The organism is Variovorax sp. GW821-FHT10D07 (assembly GCF_059415325.1).
This window is the reverse complement of the sequence record NZ_JBWKMZ010000001.1, coordinates 398,737-414,757: the sequence shown is the minus strand read 5'-3', so window position 1 is coordinate 414,757 and position 16,021 is coordinate 398,737. Positions and strand designations below refer to the sequence as shown.

15 protein-coding genes are annotated in these 16,021 nt (G+C 69.2%); 9 read left to right on the top strand and 6 right to left on the bottom strand.

The annotated features are described in order from the left end of the window. The first annotated feature begins 62 nt into the window (after window positions 1–62). The 4 genes from AC07PU_RS01950 to AC07PU_RS01935 all read left to right on the top strand — a co-directional run bounded on the left by AC07PU_RS01950 (window position 63) and on the right by AC07PU_RS01935 (window position 3,757). Window positions 63–809: a GntR family transcriptional regulator gene (locus AC07PU_RS01950; RefSeq protein ID WP_093347174.1), complete on the top strand. Its 747-nt coding sequence runs from the start codon at window positions 63–65 to the stop codon at window positions 807–809. A 140-nt stretch (window positions 810–949) separates the two neighbouring features. Continuing rightward, a complete protein-coding gene (locus tag AC07PU_RS01945) occupies window positions 950–1,921 on the top strand; it encodes a tripartite tricarboxylate transporter substrate-binding protein (RefSeq protein WP_495314785.1) in 972 nt (323 codons plus the stop codon). 14 nt (window positions 1,922–1,935) lie between these two features. Continuing rightward, window positions 1,936–2,292 carry a hypothetical protein gene (locus AC07PU_RS01940; RefSeq protein ID WP_143129245.1) on the top strand — a complete coding sequence of 119 codons (357 nt, stop codon included), beginning with the start codon at window positions 1,936–1,938 and terminating at the stop codon, window positions 2,290–2,292. Between the two features lie 142 nt (window positions 2,293–2,434). Further along, window positions 2,435–3,757, top strand: a complete 1,323-nt coding sequence (locus AC07PU_RS01935) for a hypothetical protein (protein WP_495314783.1) — start codon at window positions 2,435–2,437, stop codon at window positions 3,755–3,757. A 6-nt stretch (window positions 3,758–3,763) separates the two neighbouring features. Here the strand turns inward: AC07PU_RS01935 and AC07PU_RS01930 are convergent, their stop codons facing one another. From AC07PU_RS01930 to AC07PU_RS01920, 3 genes are all read right to left on the bottom strand, one after another. Next, window positions 3,764–4,567, bottom strand: coding sequence for an alpha/beta fold hydrolase (locus AC07PU_RS01930; protein WP_495314781.1), 804 nt, complete (start codon window positions 4,565–4,567; stop codon window positions 3,764–3,766). 133 nt (window positions 4,568–4,700) lie between these two features. Continuing rightward, window positions 4,701–6,935, bottom strand: a complete 2,235-nt coding sequence (locus AC07PU_RS01925) for an LVIVD repeat-containing protein (protein WP_495314779.1) — start codon at window positions 6,933–6,935, stop codon at window positions 4,701–4,703. Between the two features lie 50 nt (window positions 6,936–6,985). Continuing rightward, the gene (locus tag AC07PU_RS01920; RefSeq protein WP_495314777.1) at window positions 6,986–7,489 is read right to left on the bottom strand and encodes a hypothetical protein; all 504 of its coding nucleotides are present in this window, start codon (window positions 7,487–7,489) and stop codon (window positions 6,986–6,988) included. Window positions 7,490–7,766: 277 nt separating this feature from the next. Here AC07PU_RS01920 and AC07PU_RS01915 point away from each other — a divergent pair, with 277 nt between their 5' ends. Together AC07PU_RS01915 and AC07PU_RS01910 are read left to right on the top strand one after the other, a co-directional pair. Further along, complete coding sequence (locus tag AC07PU_RS01915) at window positions 7,767–8,174, top strand: hypothetical protein (RefSeq protein ID WP_495314775.1); 408 nt, start codon at window positions 7,767–7,769, stop codon at window positions 8,172–8,174. Next, the gene (locus AC07PU_RS01910) at window positions 8,167–8,634 is read left to right on the top strand and encodes a YybH family protein (RefSeq protein ID WP_495314773.1); all 468 of its coding nucleotides are present in this window, start codon (window positions 8,167–8,169) and stop codon (window positions 8,632–8,634) included. The genes AC07PU_RS01915 and AC07PU_RS01910 overlap by 8 nt, the downstream gene beginning before the upstream one ends. 15 nt (window positions 8,635–8,649) lie before the next feature. On the opposite strand, the gene AC07PU_RS01905 is transcribed toward AC07PU_RS01910, so the two are convergent. Next, complete coding sequence (locus AC07PU_RS01905; protein ID WP_495314771.1) at window positions 8,650–10,944, bottom strand: TonB-dependent receptor; 2,295 nt, start codon at window positions 10,942–10,944, stop codon at window positions 8,650–8,652. 314 nt (window positions 10,945–11,258) lie between these two features. On the opposite strand from AC07PU_RS01905, the gene AC07PU_RS01900 reads away from it, so the two are divergent. Both AC07PU_RS01900 and AC07PU_RS01895 read left to right on the top strand, forming a co-directional pair. Further along, a complete protein-coding gene (locus AC07PU_RS01900) occupies window positions 11,259–12,155 on the top strand; it encodes a LysR family transcriptional regulator (RefSeq protein WP_057594162.1) in 897 nt (298 codons plus the stop codon). Then, the gene (locus AC07PU_RS01895; protein WP_495314768.1) at window positions 12,152–13,132 is read left to right on the top strand and encodes a tripartite tricarboxylate transporter substrate-binding protein; all 981 of its coding nucleotides are present in this window, start codon (window positions 12,152–12,154) and stop codon (window positions 13,130–13,132) included. Before AC07PU_RS01900 ends, AC07PU_RS01895 begins: the two co-directional genes overlap by 4 nt. Before the next feature lie 33 nt (window positions 13,133–13,165). On the opposite strand, the gene AC07PU_RS01890 is transcribed toward AC07PU_RS01895, so the two are convergent. Next, window positions 13,166–13,456 (bottom strand): DUF1330 domain-containing protein, encoded by a 291-nt coding sequence (locus tag AC07PU_RS01890; RefSeq protein WP_093347137.1) that lies wholly within the window; start codon window positions 13,454–13,456, stop codon window positions 13,166–13,168. 189 nt (window positions 13,457–13,645) lie between these two features. Here AC07PU_RS01890 and AC07PU_RS01885 point away from each other — a divergent pair, with 189 nt between their 5' ends. Beyond that, on the top strand, window positions 13,646–14,425 hold the full coding sequence (locus AC07PU_RS01885) for a glycerophosphodiester phosphodiesterase (RefSeq protein ID WP_495314766.1): 780 nt from the start codon (window positions 13,646–13,648) through the stop codon (window positions 14,423–14,425). A 13-nt stretch (window positions 14,426–14,438) separates the two neighbouring features. Here AC07PU_RS01885 and AC07PU_RS01880 read toward each other — a convergent pair whose 3' ends face one another. After that, the gene (locus tag AC07PU_RS01880; RefSeq protein WP_495315791.1) at window positions 14,439–16,016 is read right to left on the bottom strand and encodes an acyl-CoA synthetase; all 1,578 of its coding nucleotides are present in this window, start codon (window positions 16,014–16,016) and stop codon (window positions 14,439–14,441) included. Window positions 16,017–16,021: the final 5 nt, after the last annotated feature.

The following is a 16,021-nucleotide window of genomic DNA, read 5'->3' as shown; positions in this document are numbered from 1 at the left end:
GCGTTTGTCTCCAGTGGCGTCTGCTTCGCCTAATTAGTCGAATATTCGAATATTATCTCTTCATGGCGCATCCAACAAGTGCCGGCGCGGCATTGACCATCCAGGACATCGTCGACGCCATCGTCCGCGAGATCGACGAAGGCCGTTATCCCGTCGGCAGCCTGCTGCCTTCCGAAGCCCAGTTGCAGGCGCAGTTCGGTGCCACGCGCTACCGCCTGCGCGAGGCCATGAGCGCGCTGCGCAAGCTCGGCGTGATCGATTCGCGCGCCGGCATCGGCACGCATGTGCTGGCGCGCAATCCCACGCCCTTCTTCGTGCATTCGCAGCAGACGCTCGAAAGCATCATGGAGGCCGCGCGCACCACGCAGCTCAAGCTCGAACGCGCCGGCCTCGTCGCCGCCGACGAGCAATTGGCCGGCCTGCTGCAGGCCGAGCCGGGCAGCCAGTGGCTCTTCCTCGACACGCTGCGCTACCTGCGCGGCGAAGCGCGCCCGACCGGTGCGCTGTGGCTCTACATGCGGCCCGAGTTCGCGGGCGTGGCCGAGCGACTGGAAGCATGGAACGGCCCGGTCTTCAAGCTGATCGAGCGGCTCTACGGCGTGGGCGTGGCGGTGGTGGAACAGGAGATCGACGCGGCGCCGCTCGAATCCCGCCTGGCCGAGCGCCTGGATGCAGTGCCCGGCTCGCCCTGCCTGCAGGTCACGCGCCACTGGTTCGATGGCGCGGGCAAGCTGGTGCAGTGCTCGGTCGGTCTCTATCCGCAGGGGCGCTCGCGCTATCGGTCGCGGCTGCCGCTCGCGAGCCTCTGAGTTCGAACGGCCGGGCATCGGGCGCCACCGATGCCCAGGCTGTCGGTGTTCACCTAAGGTGACCGCCTTAACAACCAGGCGTCTTCTGCGCGGCGTGGGTGGGCTATAGCATTTTCGGCTTCACCCATAACGAGACATCAATGAAGCGCCTGTTCACGATCGCGATCGCGGCCCTCGCCGCCCTTCCTGCGTTCGCCGAGTATCCCGACAAACCGATCATGATCGTGGTGCCCTTCGCGGCCGGCGGTCCCACCGACAAGGTGGCGCGCGACTTCGCCGAGGCGCTGCGCAAGCCGCTGGGCAACGTGGCGATCACCATCGACAACACCGGCGGCGCCGGCGGCACGCTCGGCGCCGCCAAGGCCGCGCGCGCGGCCAACGACGGCTACACGCTGATGCTGCACCACGTGAGCATGGCGACCTCGCCCTCGCTGTACCGCAAGCTGCCCTACAAGACGCTCGAGGGCTTCGAATACCTGGGCCTGATCAACGAAGTGCCGATGACGCTCATCAGCTCGAAGTCGGTGCCCGCGAACAACTTCACCGAGCTGCGCAAGTGGCTCGAGGCCAACGGCAGCAAGACCAACCTCGCCAACGCCGGCATCGGCTCGGCCTCGCACCTGTGCGGCCTGATGCTGCAGAGCGCGCTGAAGATCGCGCCGCAGACCATCCCCTACAAGGGCACGGCACCGGCCATGACCGACCTGATCGGCGGCCAGGTCGACATCATGTGCGACCAGACCACCAACACCACCGCGCAGATCGAGGGCAACATGGTCAGGGCCTATGCCGTGACCACGCAGCAGCGCCTGAAGACGCCGGTGCTGGCCGCGCTGCCCACGCTCGACGAGAGCGGCCTGAAGGGCTTCAACGTCAGCATCTGGCATGGCCTGTTCGCGCCCGCGGGCACGCCCAAGGCGGTCACCGACAAGCTCAATGCGGCGCTCAAGGTGGCGCTCAAGGACCCGGCCTTCATCAAGAGCCAGGAAGGGCTCGGCGCCGTGATCATCACCGACGCGCGCGTCAACGGTCCGGAGCACAAGAAGTTCGTCGAGACCGAGATCGAGAAGTGGGGCGCGGTCATCAAGGCGGCCGGCCAGTACGCGGACTGAGCATGGACCGCGCCATGACGACGAATCCGAACCGCCTGCGCCTGCGGCTGATCGCCCTCGCGGCGCTGGCGCCGCTCGCGGGCGCTGCCGCGGCCGCCTCGCCGAAGTTCTCGGTCGAGCTCGTGGGCGGCCGCATCAAGGGCGACGACACGCTGAAGGTGCGCCAGGGCGACCAGGTGCAGATCAGCGTGGTCAGCGACCAGCCCCTGGTGCTGCACCTGCACGGCTACGACATCGAGGCCCAGGTGACGCCGCCCGCGCCGGCGCTGCTGAGCTTCAAGGCCAGCCTCGCGGGCCGCTTCCCGGTGCACGAGCATCGCCACGGCCCGGGCAACCACCGCGCCGTGATGTTCATCGAAGTCCATCCCTAGGCGCGCCCTGAAAACGCTTCGCTTCGGGACCGGTCTCGCGATCGCGTGCGCCACGGCCGGCGCGCAGGCGCACGGCTTCGGCCAGCGCTTCGACCTGCCGCTGCCGCTGTGGCTGTGGCTCACGGGGGCCGGCGCGACCCTCGTGCTGACCTTCGCGGCGCTGGCGCTGTTCGCGCGGCGCCACGACTTCGGTTCCTCCTTCCTGCGCGACACCGACCTGCTGCGCTTCGCGCCGCTGCGCCGCATCGCGCATCCGCTCGCGGTGGTGCTGCGAACGCTGGGCTGCGCGCTGTTCGTGCTGACACTGGCCACCGGCTTCCTCGGCAATTCCGACGCCTATGCGAACCTGATCGTCACGATGGTCTGGGTGTTGTGGTGGGTCGGCATGGCCTTCTTCTGCGCGCTGGTCGGCGACCTGTGGGAGATCGTCAATCCGTTGCCCACGCTGTACCGCGCCGCCGCGCGCCTGGTCGGCGGCGGGCGCGAATCGCTGGGCCTGCGCTGGCCGAAATGGCTGGGCGCCTGGCCGGCGGTCGCGCTGTTCTTCGCCTTCGCCTGGACCGAGCTGGTGTGGCAGGACAAGGACCTGCCCTCCGCCCTCGCCGGCGCCCTGCTGGGCTATGCGCTGCTGAGCTGGGCCGGCATGCTGCTGTTCGGCGTGGAGGTCTGGCGCCACCGGGCCGATGCCTTCGCGATGGCCTTCCGCGTGCTGGGCCGCTTCGCGCCGCTCGAGCTGCGCGGCTCGACGCCGACCGAGCCCGCGCGCCTGCGGCTGCGGCCCTACGGCGCCGGGCTGCTAACGACCGAGCCGGTGCCGAATTCGGTGGCGGCCTTCGTGCTGCTGATGCTCGCGACCGTCACCTTCGACGGCTTCCACGAAACCCCGCTGATGGACCGCATCGGCACCGCCGCGCAGACCTCGCGCACGGTGGCCGAGACGCTGTTCACGCTCTCTTCCGCGACCGGCATGGACGAGACGCAATGGCTCAACAGCGTCATGCTGCTGCTGTTCCCCGTGGCCTTCGTGCTGATCTTTCGCGCCGTGGGCGCATGGATGCTGCGCCTGGCCGGCAGCACCGAACGCGCGGCCGTGAACGCGATGGTCTGGAGCCTGGTGCCGATCGCCGTGGCCTACCACCTGGCCCACTATGCCTCGCTGCTGCTGACGACAGGGCAGTTCATCGTCCCGCTCGCCTCCGATCCCTTCGGCTGGGGCTGGAACCTCTTCGGCACACGCGGCCGCGCGGTCGACCTAGGCATCGTGAGCCCGGCCATCTACTGGTACACGGCCGTGACGCTGATCGTCGTCGGCCATGTGCTCGCGGTCGTCGTCGCCCATGTCGAGGCCACGCGCCGCTTCGCGAACCACCGCGCGGCGATGCTGAGCCAGCTGCCGATGCTGGTGCTGATGGTGGCCTATACGAGCCTGAGCCTCTGGATCATGGCGCAGCCTATCGTGGGGTGAGCGGCGTCAAGCCAAGGCGGCCTGGCGCTTCAGAAAGCCCTCGACCACGCCCGCGAAGTACGACGGATGCTGCTGCATCGGGTAGTGCCCGCAATCGGGCACCACCTGCAGCTCCGCGTTCGGATGCCACGCGAGGAAGGTGTGCTTCATCGCCTCCGCATCGAGCCCCGGATCCCTGTCGCCGACGACGAGCAGGAACGGCGTTTCTAACCCTCGCACCTCGTCGGCGAAATCGGCCGTGACCAGCATGTCGAGGTAGCGCCTGCGGCATGCGGGCGCCACCGCCTCGCGGTGGTGCCGCAGCTTCTCCTCGACCCATTCGTCGGGCAAGCCCCCGCCGACGAACTTGAACAGCCGCCGAAGCGCGTCATCGTCGTCGGCCGTGCTGGCAAAGAAGGCCAAGGCCTCCGGACTCAGTTTGTTGCCAGCGGCTGAAATGGGGCACACGGCGATCGCGCTCGCGATGCGCGAAGGCGCGTCCGCCGCGAGGCGTTGCGTGACCATGCCGGTCATCGAATGGCCGAGGACGTGGAAGCGCCGCCAGCCGAGGCGGTCGGCAAGCGCGAGGCAGTCCGCGGCGATCTCCTTCACCGTGCACTCGCCCGGCAGTGCGATCGACAGCCCATAGCCGCGCAGGTCGGCGAAGACATGGGTGAACGCCTGGCCGTCGAGCCAGGGCAGGAGCGCGTCGTAGTTCGCGTGATCGCCGAGCCAGTCGTGCAGGACCAGCACGGGGATCGGCCCATGGCCATGCCGGACGTATCCGAGGCCGACTTGCGATGCGGGGCGAATCTCGAGGGGTGCTTTCATCTCTGGGTTTCATGGAAGTTGCGGAACAAAAAGAAAACGCCCTCCCGGCGAACCGGGAGGGCGTTTTGAAAGTGCCGCGATGCTATCGACCGCGCGAGCGAAGGTCAACAGGCATGCGCGGTCCTTGGCATCTTCAGCTCTTGAGGTTCGCCACCGTCAGCTTCCCGCCGCTCTGCAGGTAACCATTGGTCGTGAACGAGCAGCCCTCGGTGCAGCTCAGCGAGAAGAAGCCCTTGTTGCCGCCGTTGTCGGTCACCTGCAGGCGGAACTTCGCGGGCTGGCCGTCGAAGCTGCCGTCGGCGTCGATCTGCAGCGAGTTGCTGGTGGCCGTGACCTGCGCGCCATCGGCGTCGATGGCCGAGCCCAGGCGCGTCACCGCGCCCAGCTGCACCTTGTTGCCCAGGCCTTCGATGCTCAGGCTGACGCTAGCGCCCTTGCTGTCGCGGCCGGCCTTCAGCGCCACCGTGATGTCGCCCTGCGCCGTCGCCACCTTGCCGCTGACGTTCGCGCTGCGGCTCATGCACGGGTTGTACTGCGGGTTGGTCAGCTCGAGCGAGACCAGGCCGCCCTGGTTCCAGCCGGTGTAGTAGAGGCAGTTCTCGGCGTCGTAGCGCGGGTCGGGACGCGTGAAGTCCATCTTGCTCGGCGTGTTGCGCCGCGCGACGTAGTAGCCGATCTCCTTCGGGCTGGTCGGATCGGTCCAGTCGGCGAAGCGGATGCCGCCCGATGCGGCCGCGTAGACGGCCACGCGCATGTGGTTGCGGTCGTCGAAGTTCAGGTAGTGGACCATCGGGACGTTGCCGCCCTCGGCCACCAGCGTCGGGCAGACGCTGGCCTTGTTGGCATCCTGCTCGTAGGTGCCGACGATCTTCGGATGCTTCTCGTCCGAGATGTCGATCATGCGGCCGAAGCTCTGCTGCTTGCACTGGTTCGGCAGGCCGTTGGTGTCGCTGGTCGTCAGGGCGTACGACTCGTCGGTCGAGACGATGTACTCCTTGCCGTTGACGTGCCGCACCCATTCGGTCGCGTGCGTCGCGGCGGTCGAGGTCATGCGCGCATAGCCGCCCTGCTCGAACTCGGGGTTGGGCTGCTGGTCGCACCACGAGAGGAAGCTGACGTACTTCAGCTTCGGATCGGCCGCGCGCTTGACGATGTCGCTCGAGTCCATGATCAGCAGGCCGTTGGCGCAGGTCTGGTCGCGCCAGAAGGTGGTGGTGGGCGTCGGCAGGTTGCCGGCCACCTGGCCGCCGCCGCCGTACACCGCGAGATAGAGCCGCGTGCCGTCGGGGTTGGTGCTGACGTCATGGATGTTGGTCGCCGCCATGATGCGCCAGTTCTTGTTGTTCTTCACCTCGTCGGGCAGCTGCGAACGGTTCCAGCTCAGCAGCAGCTTGGGGTTCTTCGGATCGTCGAGGTTGGTGATGTGCAGGTCGACGCGCTTGTTGTCGATGGTGTAGTTGGCGAAGTTGTCGTCCGTGGGCGAGGTGCCGCCGGTGATGAGCGTGGTGCCGCCGTCCTTGGCCGTGGTGCCGAAGGGCACGCCGTACCAGGTCTTGCCGTCGGGCGAGAGCCAGCCGTCGTGGTGGCCGCCCGAGGACTGGTAGCTCGCGTTCAGCGGCACCGGGTGCAGGCAGTCGCTGACGTCGTAGACGTCCACCATCTTGTTGTCCTTGTAGCCGGCCACCAGCAGGTCGCCCGACAGCTCGAGCCCCGAGTAGGCTTCGAGCGCGGCCGGAGTGCGCAGGATCTTGCCGTTCGGGTTGACCGGCGTGGCGGCGGTGGTTTCCTCGCCCCACTTGTTGGTGCTCGTGGCCTTGACGCTGGCCGACGGCGCGGTGCCGACGACCGTGGTGTCGCCGCTCGCGGGCACGACCTGCATCTTCGTCGGCGTCTTCATGTCGAACACGATGATGCCGGTGGTCAGCGCGGCATCGCCGCCGGCCGCGCCGTCGCGGTTGGAGGCATAGGCGCAGCGCGTCGAGCCCTTGGCCTTGATCTGCAGGTCGCCGAAGGCGCCGCGGCCGAACAGCGTGTTCTGCGCGACCTTGCGCGCGCCGCACCAGTAGCCCTGGAAGCCATCGGGATTGGCGGTGGCGTCGTACATCGCCGACTTGGGGATGTGGCCATTGACGCCCGGCTCTCCCTGGTCCCCGGGGCCGGGCTCGCACAGCCGCGGCGGTGTCACGTAGTCCTGGGCAACAGGCCCGGTGTCGGTGGGCGGCTGGTCGGTGGACCCCGCGGGTGGCGGCGCGGAGCCGACGATGAGCGGCGCGCTGTCGTTGCTGCCGCCGCACGCGGCGAGCAGCAAGGCGCTGGCGAGGGCGCCAACCAACAGCAGGTTGGCTCTGGGGGCTTGTCTTCTCTTCATGGTTCTTCTTTCTCTGTCAAAAAACACGGGGCCAGGGGAAAGTCTTCGCGTCAATGTCCGAAGGGGGCGGGGTCTCCCGCGAATGCCGGTTCCACGTCCGGCTCCGGCGGGTGGGCCGGGCGGGAAGGCAGCGGCGATGCGACGGTGCGGTCGGTCTCGATCACGACCGACTGCCCCGCGCCCGCGAGCACGACGCTGTCGGGCTGGATCGCGCTGACGGTGAGGCCCTCGACGTGGCCACCGACACGCAGTTGCAACAGCTGCGAATCGCCGGCGCGGCGCATCAGCGCGAAGCTGTCCACGCCATCGGCCGCCACGACCGTGCCGACGAGCTTGAAGGCCGAGACCGACAACGCGGCATCGACCGGCTTCGCGGCCACCGGCACGGGCTTCGGTGCCGGTGCCATCGCAGGTGCCGGAGCCACAGCGACCGGCGGCATCGGCACGACGGCCTCATCGGACGACGGCCACCACCACACGGCCGACAGCGCGACGGCGAGCACCGCCACGAGCCACCAGGGCCAGCGGATGCGATGCGTCACGGAAGCCTGCATGGATGTCGATGTGGTTGTGGTTATGGAGTGGGCGCAGAGATTAGTTGTGAAAGCCCTGCGTCAGAAGACGACCAACGGTTAAAACGTTCGTCGCAGGTGAGCGCATGAATCGCATCGCGGGCCCTGCCCGGGACCCTCGCCGACACTGGCGTCGCGGCACGAAAGCCGCGTGTTTTCATCGCATGCGGACGTCGATCGCGATGCACCGTGATCCCTTGCGCGTGCGCGCCGCGTCGATAACATCGCCGGCTTCTTTGAATGGAGGCAAGGGACAGCGATGTTGCTGACGACATGGATCCTCACCGGCGCGCGGGCCTCGGCCATGGCCGCGGCCCTGCTGCTCGCACAGCACGCGGTGGCCGGCCACGACGCGGTCGATCCCGCGCTGCGGCGCTTCACGGCCAAGGTGACCGGCGTGGGCCAGGCCGGCAAGGCGGGCCGCATCGCCACCTTGCGCTTCGAACCGATCGGCCCGGGTATGGTGGCGCCCCAGCGCAACGAGATGCGCGGCTGGCGGCTGACCTTCATCCGCGGCAAGATGTTCGGCCGCACCCTGTGGCTCAAGAGCAATACGCCCGACGAGCTCACGGTGCGCGCCACCGATCCCTCGATGGAAGGCGTGAACGCCGGCGACATCGTCATCATCGAATTGATCGACCCCAAGCTGGTCGACCCCCATGCGTAGGCTGCTGCTCGCCACTGCGAGCCTGGTCCTGGCCGCCGCAGCGGGAGCGCAGACCGTGAAGCTGCCGGCCGACGCGGTCGACGGCTTCCACGCCGCGCTCAAGCGCAAGGACACGGGCGGTGCGCTCTCCTACCTCGACCGTTCATTGGTGGTGTTCGAGTTCGGCGTCACCGACCCGACGATCGAGGCCTATGCGCTGAGCCACCTGCCGGGCGACATCGACATGGCGGCCGTCTCCACCTGGACCCTGCAGGCGCGCCGCCTCGGCGGCAGCGGCAACGAGCGCTGGGTGCTCAGCACCTACCACGTGACCGGCAAGCTGCCCGACGGCAAGCCCATCGACCAGGTGATGCAGGAAACGGCGATCGTGCGCCGTGCCGGCGACAGCTTCCGCATCGTCCATCTGCACTGGTCGAGCGACAAGCTCTGGGCGCAACCGCCGCGGCCCGCCGCGCCCTGAGCGCAGCGCGGCCCCTCACAGGTCGAAGCGCAGTTCGGCCGTGTAGGTGCGTTGCGGGTACGGGTGGAAGTTCCAGTAGCGGTCGTTGTTCGCGTTGTCGATGCCGAAGGCTGCCGACCACTGCTTGTCGATCTGGTAGCGGACGCGCAGGTCCACCGTGAAGTAGCGGCTCGCCCCGAAGTAGGCGAAGGCGTTGACGTCGCTGTTGTCGAGGTTCGAGTACTGCCGGCCGCTGTAGCGCGCGGCCACCGTGAAGGCCCAGCGCGCATCGGGCTTGTAGGTGGCGTAGGCCGTGGCGCGCCAGCGCGGCACGCGCGGCTGCCACTTGCCCACCGCCGCCGGAAAGGCCGCGTCGGCCACGGTCTTCGAATCGGCATAGGTCAGGCTGCCGCCGAGGTCGAGGCCCTGGATGCCGACGTCCTGCCCGGTGTAGGCAAGCTCCACGCCGGTGGTGCGCATCCGGTCGACGTTCTGCACGCGCGAGACGGTCGAGTTCGGGATCAACTGGCTGTAGAGCGCGTTCTTCGTGGTCTCGTGGAACAGCGTGGCGCGCAGCAGGCCGTTGCCCAGGTCCTGTTCGGCCGTGAGTTCGCCGGTCCACGACTTCTCGGGCTCGAGGTTCGGGTCGTTGACGAACGAGAGCGCGCCGCCCGAGGTCGCGCCATAGAGTTCGCCCACCGTCGGATAGCGCACCGCACGGCCCACCGAGGCCTTGATCACCGTCGAAGGCGCGAGCTGGTAGGCCAGGGCGGCCTTGGGCGAGAGGTCGGACTCGCTGCGCGAGGCATAGGGCTGTGCGCTCGTGGCCGTGGCGGTGAAGCCGTCCGTGGCCTTCCACTTCTCGTAGCGCAGCCCGAGCACGCTCTTCCATTGCGGCGCGAAGGACCATGCGTCCTGCGCCCAGGCACTGAACGTCTGGCTGCGCCCTCCCACCTGGCTCACGGGCGTGAACGCGGGGCCGTCCTGCCAGCCGCCGAGCACGTTGGTCTTGGCGATGACGAGCTTGTAGGCATCGCGGCCGACGCCGAAGTCCACCACGTGCGCACCGCCCACGCCCTGCGGGCGCCAGGTGCCCTTGGCCGCGAGCGTGTTCCAGCCGGTGCCGCCCTGGTCCTGCAAGGTGCCGGCACCGCCGAGGGCCGCCAGCGGCAGCGCGACCGTGGGCGAGCGCTGCGTGTCCTTGGCGTAGTCGTAGAGGCTGGCGGCCACCTCCCAGTCGAAGGCGCCCTGGGTGTTGCTCTTGACGGACAGCCCGTGCATGAAGTGCGTGGCGCGGTCCTCGGTCCACGGAAAGGCCGTGGGCGCGAGCGTGAAGCTGCGCCCGCCGATGTTGACCGGCCCGCTGTAGACCGGCTGGCCGCGTGCATCGACGAGGTAGCTCTCGCTCTGCCCGCTGCCCGCGTTCTGCCACCAGCCGAGCGTGTAGCTCGCGCGCAGCGTGGGCGAGATGTCGTAGGCCAGCTTGAGCTTGGCGTGGTCCTGCACGGTGCGGTATTGCGTGCCCGCGCCGAGGATCAGCCACGGGGCGTTGGTGGTGTTGAGGCCGGGCACCGCGCCGAACACCGGCGTTCCCGCGCCGCTGGCCATGGTGGACGCCAGCGTCGCCGTGGTGAAGGTCAGCGGCTGCCCCTGGCTGTCGGTACGGTTGACGTCGATCCACCAGGACCAGTCGCCGCTGCGGCTGCCCAGCGAGGCGCTGGTCTGCCAGCCGTTGAAGCTCTTCTTCGTGCGGTAGAGCTCGTTGGGCTGCGAGGAGAAGCCCGCCTTCACATGGGCCTCGAGCTTGTCGGGCATGCGCGTCACGTAGTCGACCACCGCGCCCGCCGAGTTGCCCGGGTACGCGGCCGAGAACGGGCCATACATCACGTCGACCCGCTCGATCTCCTCGGCCGTGACCAGGCCCCAGCGCGGCGCGAAATTGGTGCCGTTGGCGATGCCGTTGCCCAGGTAGTTCGACAGCAGGATGCCGTCGGCATAGACGGCCGAGCGCGCGCTGTTGCCGGTGCCCGAGGCGCGCGTGGAAAGGATCGCGTGGTTGTAGTCGCCGATGTAGCGCTTGCGCACCAGCAGGCTCGGCAGGTACTTGAGCGCGTCCTCGCTGTCGGTGGCGTTCACGCGCGTCTCGATCTCGGCACGCGTCACGCCCTCGATGGTGGTGGGAATCTGCGTGGGCAGCGAACTCGGCCGGGCGCCGGTGACCGTGACGATGCCGAGCGACTTGGCGCGCTCGGGCGCGTCCTGGGCCATGGCATCGGTTGCAACGCAGGGAAAGGCCGCGACCAGCGCGAGCGACAGGAGGGACCTGTTCATGAAGGCCTGGCGCGATCTGTAGCGGGAAGTCGCATGTCTCTGTTCTTGTTCGGATGCGCCGGCGCCGCGGCGCGAAAGCGGCAGAGGTTAGTCGCGGCCCGTGGCGCCCCGGAAGGACATCGGCGGTTAACTCGTTCACCAAAGGTGGGCACATGTCATCGGCTCCCGATGCACCGCGAACGCCGCAAACCCGCATGGATGCTGGCGTTTCCCTCGTTGCGGCGCATGCCGCATACGCCCGCGGCCGCGCTGCGCCCCGGGAACGCTTGCCGGATAATCCGGCCGATCACAACGACAACGAGACACGAGACAAAGTGCGCGAGGCCCACCTCCGAGATCTGATAGCCGTCATCGAAACCGGCAGCGTTCGATCCGCCGCGCGCAAGCTCGGCCTTGCGCAGGCGGCCGTCAGCAAGAACCTCACCGCGCTCGAGAAATCGCTGGGCGTGCCGCTGCTGGTGCGCTCCGCGCGCGGCGTCGAGCCCACCGAGTTCGGCCGCATCGTGCTGCGCCGCGCGCGCGTGATCGATGCCGAGCTGCGCCATCTGCAGGAAGAGCTCGAGAGCGCCGGCGGCGAGGGCCGCAAGCTGATCACGGTGGGCCTGTCGGCCACGGCCGAGGCCATGCTGCTGCCGACGGCGGTGGCGCGCTTTCGCGAGCACACGCCGAATGCGTTGATCAGCGTGCTCGGCGGCCGCTCGTCGTCGACCATCGCGGCGCTGCGCGAAGCCCGGATCGACTTCGCGGTCGGCCCGCTGCCCACCGACCAGAGCCTGTCCGACCTGCACACCGAGCAGCTGTGCAGTTCCGACATGGGCATCGTCGTGCGCGCGGGCCATCCGGCCGCCGATGCGCGCGACCTGGCCGCGCTGGTGCCCTATGGCTGGCTCTACAGCGTGCAGCAGTCGGGCGGGCCGATGATCGTCACGCTGATGACCCGGCAGGGCCTGCCGGCGCCGACGCTGGTGGCGCATTGCGATTCCTCGAGCGCGCTGGTGTCGATGCTGCTGCAGAGCGACCTCGTCACGCTCAACAGCCTGGGCGGGCTGGAGCCCTTGCGCGAACGCGGGCTGCTCAAGGTCCTGCCCATCAAGCTCGATCTGCCGCCGGCCGTGCAGCACCTCGTGACGCCGACGAAGCGGCCGCTGACCCCCTCGGCCGCGGCGCTGGCCGACGAGTTCCGGCGCGCCTCGCGCAGGCTGCGGCGGTGAACGGCAACACGCTGGCGACGCGGCGCGCTCTGCTCGCCGCCATCGCGTGCGCCGGCCTGTCCGGCCGCCACGCGCTGGCCGCCAATGACACGGGCCGGCCCCTGCGCATGATCGTGCCGCAGGCCCCGGGCGGCGCCGCCGACTTCATGGCACGGTTGATCGCCCGGGAGCTGTCGAGCGTGCTCGATCGCCCGGTGGTGGTCGACAACCGCGCGGGCGGCGGCATGATCGTCGGCACGCAGGCCGTGGCCATGGCCGCGCCCGACGGCAACACCATCGGCATGGTGTTCTCGCCGCATGCCGCCAACGAGGCCATGCGCCAGCAGATGCCCTACGACGCGCTCGACGATTTCGAGCCCCTGTGCCTCGGCGGCCATTCGATCGTCGTGCTGGTCACGCAGCCGGGCTTCGCCGCGCGCGACGTGGCCCAGTTGATCGCGCTGGCAAGGCGCACCGATCCGCCGCTGCAGTACGCGTCGCTGGGCATCGGCTCGGTGTCGCACCTGGCCGGCGAGCTGCTCGCCATCGAGGCCGACGTGACGCTCGAGCACGTGCCCTACAACGGCAGCGCGCAGATCTACCGCGCGCTGCTCAACGGCGATCTGCCGCTGGCTTTCGTCACCCTGGAGAGCGCGCTGCCGCACCTGCAGTCGCAGCGCCTGCGCGCGCTGGGCATCACCAGCGCGCGGCGGGCCGCGTCCTATCCGCAGCTGCCCGCGATCGCGGAGTCGCTGCCCGGCTTCGAGCTGATCGGCTTCTATGGTTTCGTGGCACCGGCGCACACGCCGGCAGTGCAGGTCGAGGCGCTGAGCAGCGCACTCGCCCGGACTCTGCAGACCCCGCAGGTGCATGACCGGCTGGCGGCCGGCGGGGTCGAGGTCTCGGTCGCGCCGCCGGCGGCCTTCGCCGCCTTCCTGCGCCAGCAGGTCGACAAGTACGCGGCGCTGTCCAGGCGCACGGGGATCACGCTGGACTGAAGCGGGCCCCGGTCCGGCCCGCTCCCGCTTCGCTCAGGTGCCTTCGATGATCCGCAGATCGCGCTCGGCGCCGTCGCCCAGCGCGACCAGCGCGGCCTGGTAGTCGGGGCTGTCGTGGGTGGCCGTAGCCTGCGCCACGCTGTCGAACTCGATCAGCACGGTGCGTTCGGCCAGACCGTATTCGTAGGTCTTGGCGGGCAGGCCGCGTGCCAGGAAACGCCCGCCGCCCGCGGCGATGGCCGGACCGGCCAGCTTCGCGTAGGCCGCGAGTTTGTCGGCGTCCTTGACGGCACGGTATGCACTGACCCAATAGGCTTTTGCCATGTTGATTTCTCTGTAGTTGCCAAAGGCTTTCAATATAGCGGGGCAAGGCACCTCGCGCCTCGGCCCGGCCGCAAGCCACCTACACTGCACCGGCCAATCCGCTGGCCCGCATCGCACTCCGTCCACTCCACGTCGCGAGGTTCCATGGCTGGTGCAACCGCTCGATGGCGTCGGTGGCGATGGCTGCTGGTGCCGCTCTTCCTGCTCGGCCTCCTGCTGTCGCTGAGCGACCTGCTCTACCGGCAGGCGGCGGCGCGGGCATCGGCCTTCGTCTTTGCCTCCTGCCAGAAGGTCTGGGCCCATCGCGGCCATGCGGCCACCGGTGGCGAGAACAGCCTGCGGGCCGTGGCGGAGGCCTTCAGGCGCGGCGCGGCCGGCGTGGAGATCGACGTGCTCTTCGACCCCGAGCTGGACGACTTCGTGGTCTCGCACGACCGGCCCTACACCCTGTTCGACGGCCGGCCGCTGCGGCTGGAAGCGGTGCTGTCGAGCGCCCCGCGCAACGGTCTCTTCTGGCTCGATGCGAAGGATCTGCGAAAGCTCTCGCCCTGGACCGCCCACCAGGCGACGCACCGGCTCAGCGCGCTGCTCGAGCGCTACGGCCTCACCGAGCGCGCGTTCGTGGAATCGAGCCAGCCGCTGTACCTGTCCTGGCTGGCCGACCAGGGCGTGCACACCAGCTACGCCATCAGCCCCAACGACCGCAAGTACAGCGCGCCGCTGTACCGGCTGCATGCAGCCTTCATGAAGCTGGCCTATGCGTTCGTGGGGGCCGATGCCTTCTCGATGAACGCCGCGCGCTACACGCCGGTCACGGCCGCCACCTTCGGCGAGGCCGCGATCCTGCTGTCGACCGTCAACGATGCCGGGCTGCTGCGGCACCTGTCGGCGCTGCCCGAGGTGAAGGCCATCCTGACCGACGACGACCACTACGCCGTCACGGCCTGCGCCGATCGCCCACGCCAATGATCGTGGCCACGCGCTACGGGTTCGCAATCTCCCCGCGCTCGACCAGCAGTTGCCGGATGTCCTTCTTCGCGATCTTCCCGTAGCCCGACTTCGGCAAGGCCTCCCAGAAGAACACGTGGTGCGGCCAGCGGTAGCGCGCACAGCGTCCGTCGAGGTGCGCGATCAGCGCATCGCAATCGACCTGCGCGCCCTCGCGCCGCACCACCACGGCCACGCCCACCTCGCCCCACTTGGGATCGGGCACGCCGAGCACCGCCACCTCGGCCACCGCGGGATGGGTGAGCAGCACCTCCTCGACCTCGCGCGGGTAGACGTTGGAGCCGCCCGAGATGTACATGTCGGACTCGCGGCCGGTGATGTAGAGCAGGCCGCGCGCATCGAGCCGGCCGAGGTCGCCGGTGTGGAACCAGCCGCCGCGCAGCGCCTTGCGCGTGGCCTCCTCGTTGCCGTGGTAGCCCGCGAACACGGCGGGGCCGCGCACGCAGATCTCGCCGACCTCGCCCGTGGGCAGGCGCCGCAAGTCGGCATCGAGGATCGCCACCTCCATGCCGGTGCGCGCGCGGCCGCACGAGCCGATGTTGGCGTTCGGGTCCTCGTCGTCGGCCGAATGCATGGCGGCCGGCAGCACCGTGATGTTGCCCGTGACCTCGCCGAGCCCGAAGTACTGCACCAGCACCTTGCCGAGCTTCTTCAGCGCGAGCTTCTGGTCGGCGCGGTACATCGGGGCGCCCGCGTAGATCACGTGGCGCAGCGAGCTGTGGTCGTAGCGGTCGACCGCCGGATGCTCGACCAGCATCTTGACGATGGTCGGCACGGTGAAGAGGTTGCTGACGCGGTGCGTCTGCACCGAGGCCCAGAAGGCCTCAGGGTCGAGCCTCTCGCTGGCAGGCAGCACGGTGGCAGCGCCGCGCGCCACGTTGAGCAGCGCATGGATGCCCGCACCATGCGACAGCGGCGCGACCGCGATCGAGCGGTCGTGCTCGGTCGTGCCCGGGATCAGGTCGGCCAAGTGGTTGGCGACCACGAAGGCCATCTGCCCGTGCGTGAGCACGCCGGCCTTGGGCCGGCCGGTGGTGCCCGAGGTGTAGAAGAACCACAGCGGGTCGTCGCGGTCGACGGTCTCGTGCTCGGACTGCGATGCGTCGTGCGCCTCGTGCGCGCGCAGCAGCTCTTCGTACGAATGCTCGCCCTCGCGCGCGCGGCCGATCGCGACCACGTGCGCGAGCGCCGGCGAGGCCGCGCGCACCGCGTCGGTGTGGCCGGGGAAGATGTCCTCCACGATCATCGCGACCGCGCCGCTCGACGCGCCGAGGTAGGCCACCTCGGGGGGAGTGAGCCGGAAATTGGTCGGCACCCAGACGCAGCCGAGGCGGAACGCGACCCAGCAGCTCTCGAACATCTGCAGGTTGTTGCGCGACTGCACGAGGATGCGGTCGCCCTTCTTCAATCCGAGCGCGCGCAGCGCCGCGGTCATCGCGGCCACGCGCGCCTCGATCTCGCCCCAGGTCCAGCTGCGCCCGCCCTCCTGGATGAGGCCCGGCCGATCGGCAAAGAGCGCGGCCGTCTGCGTGAGCAGCCGGCCCAGGTTCATCGCCT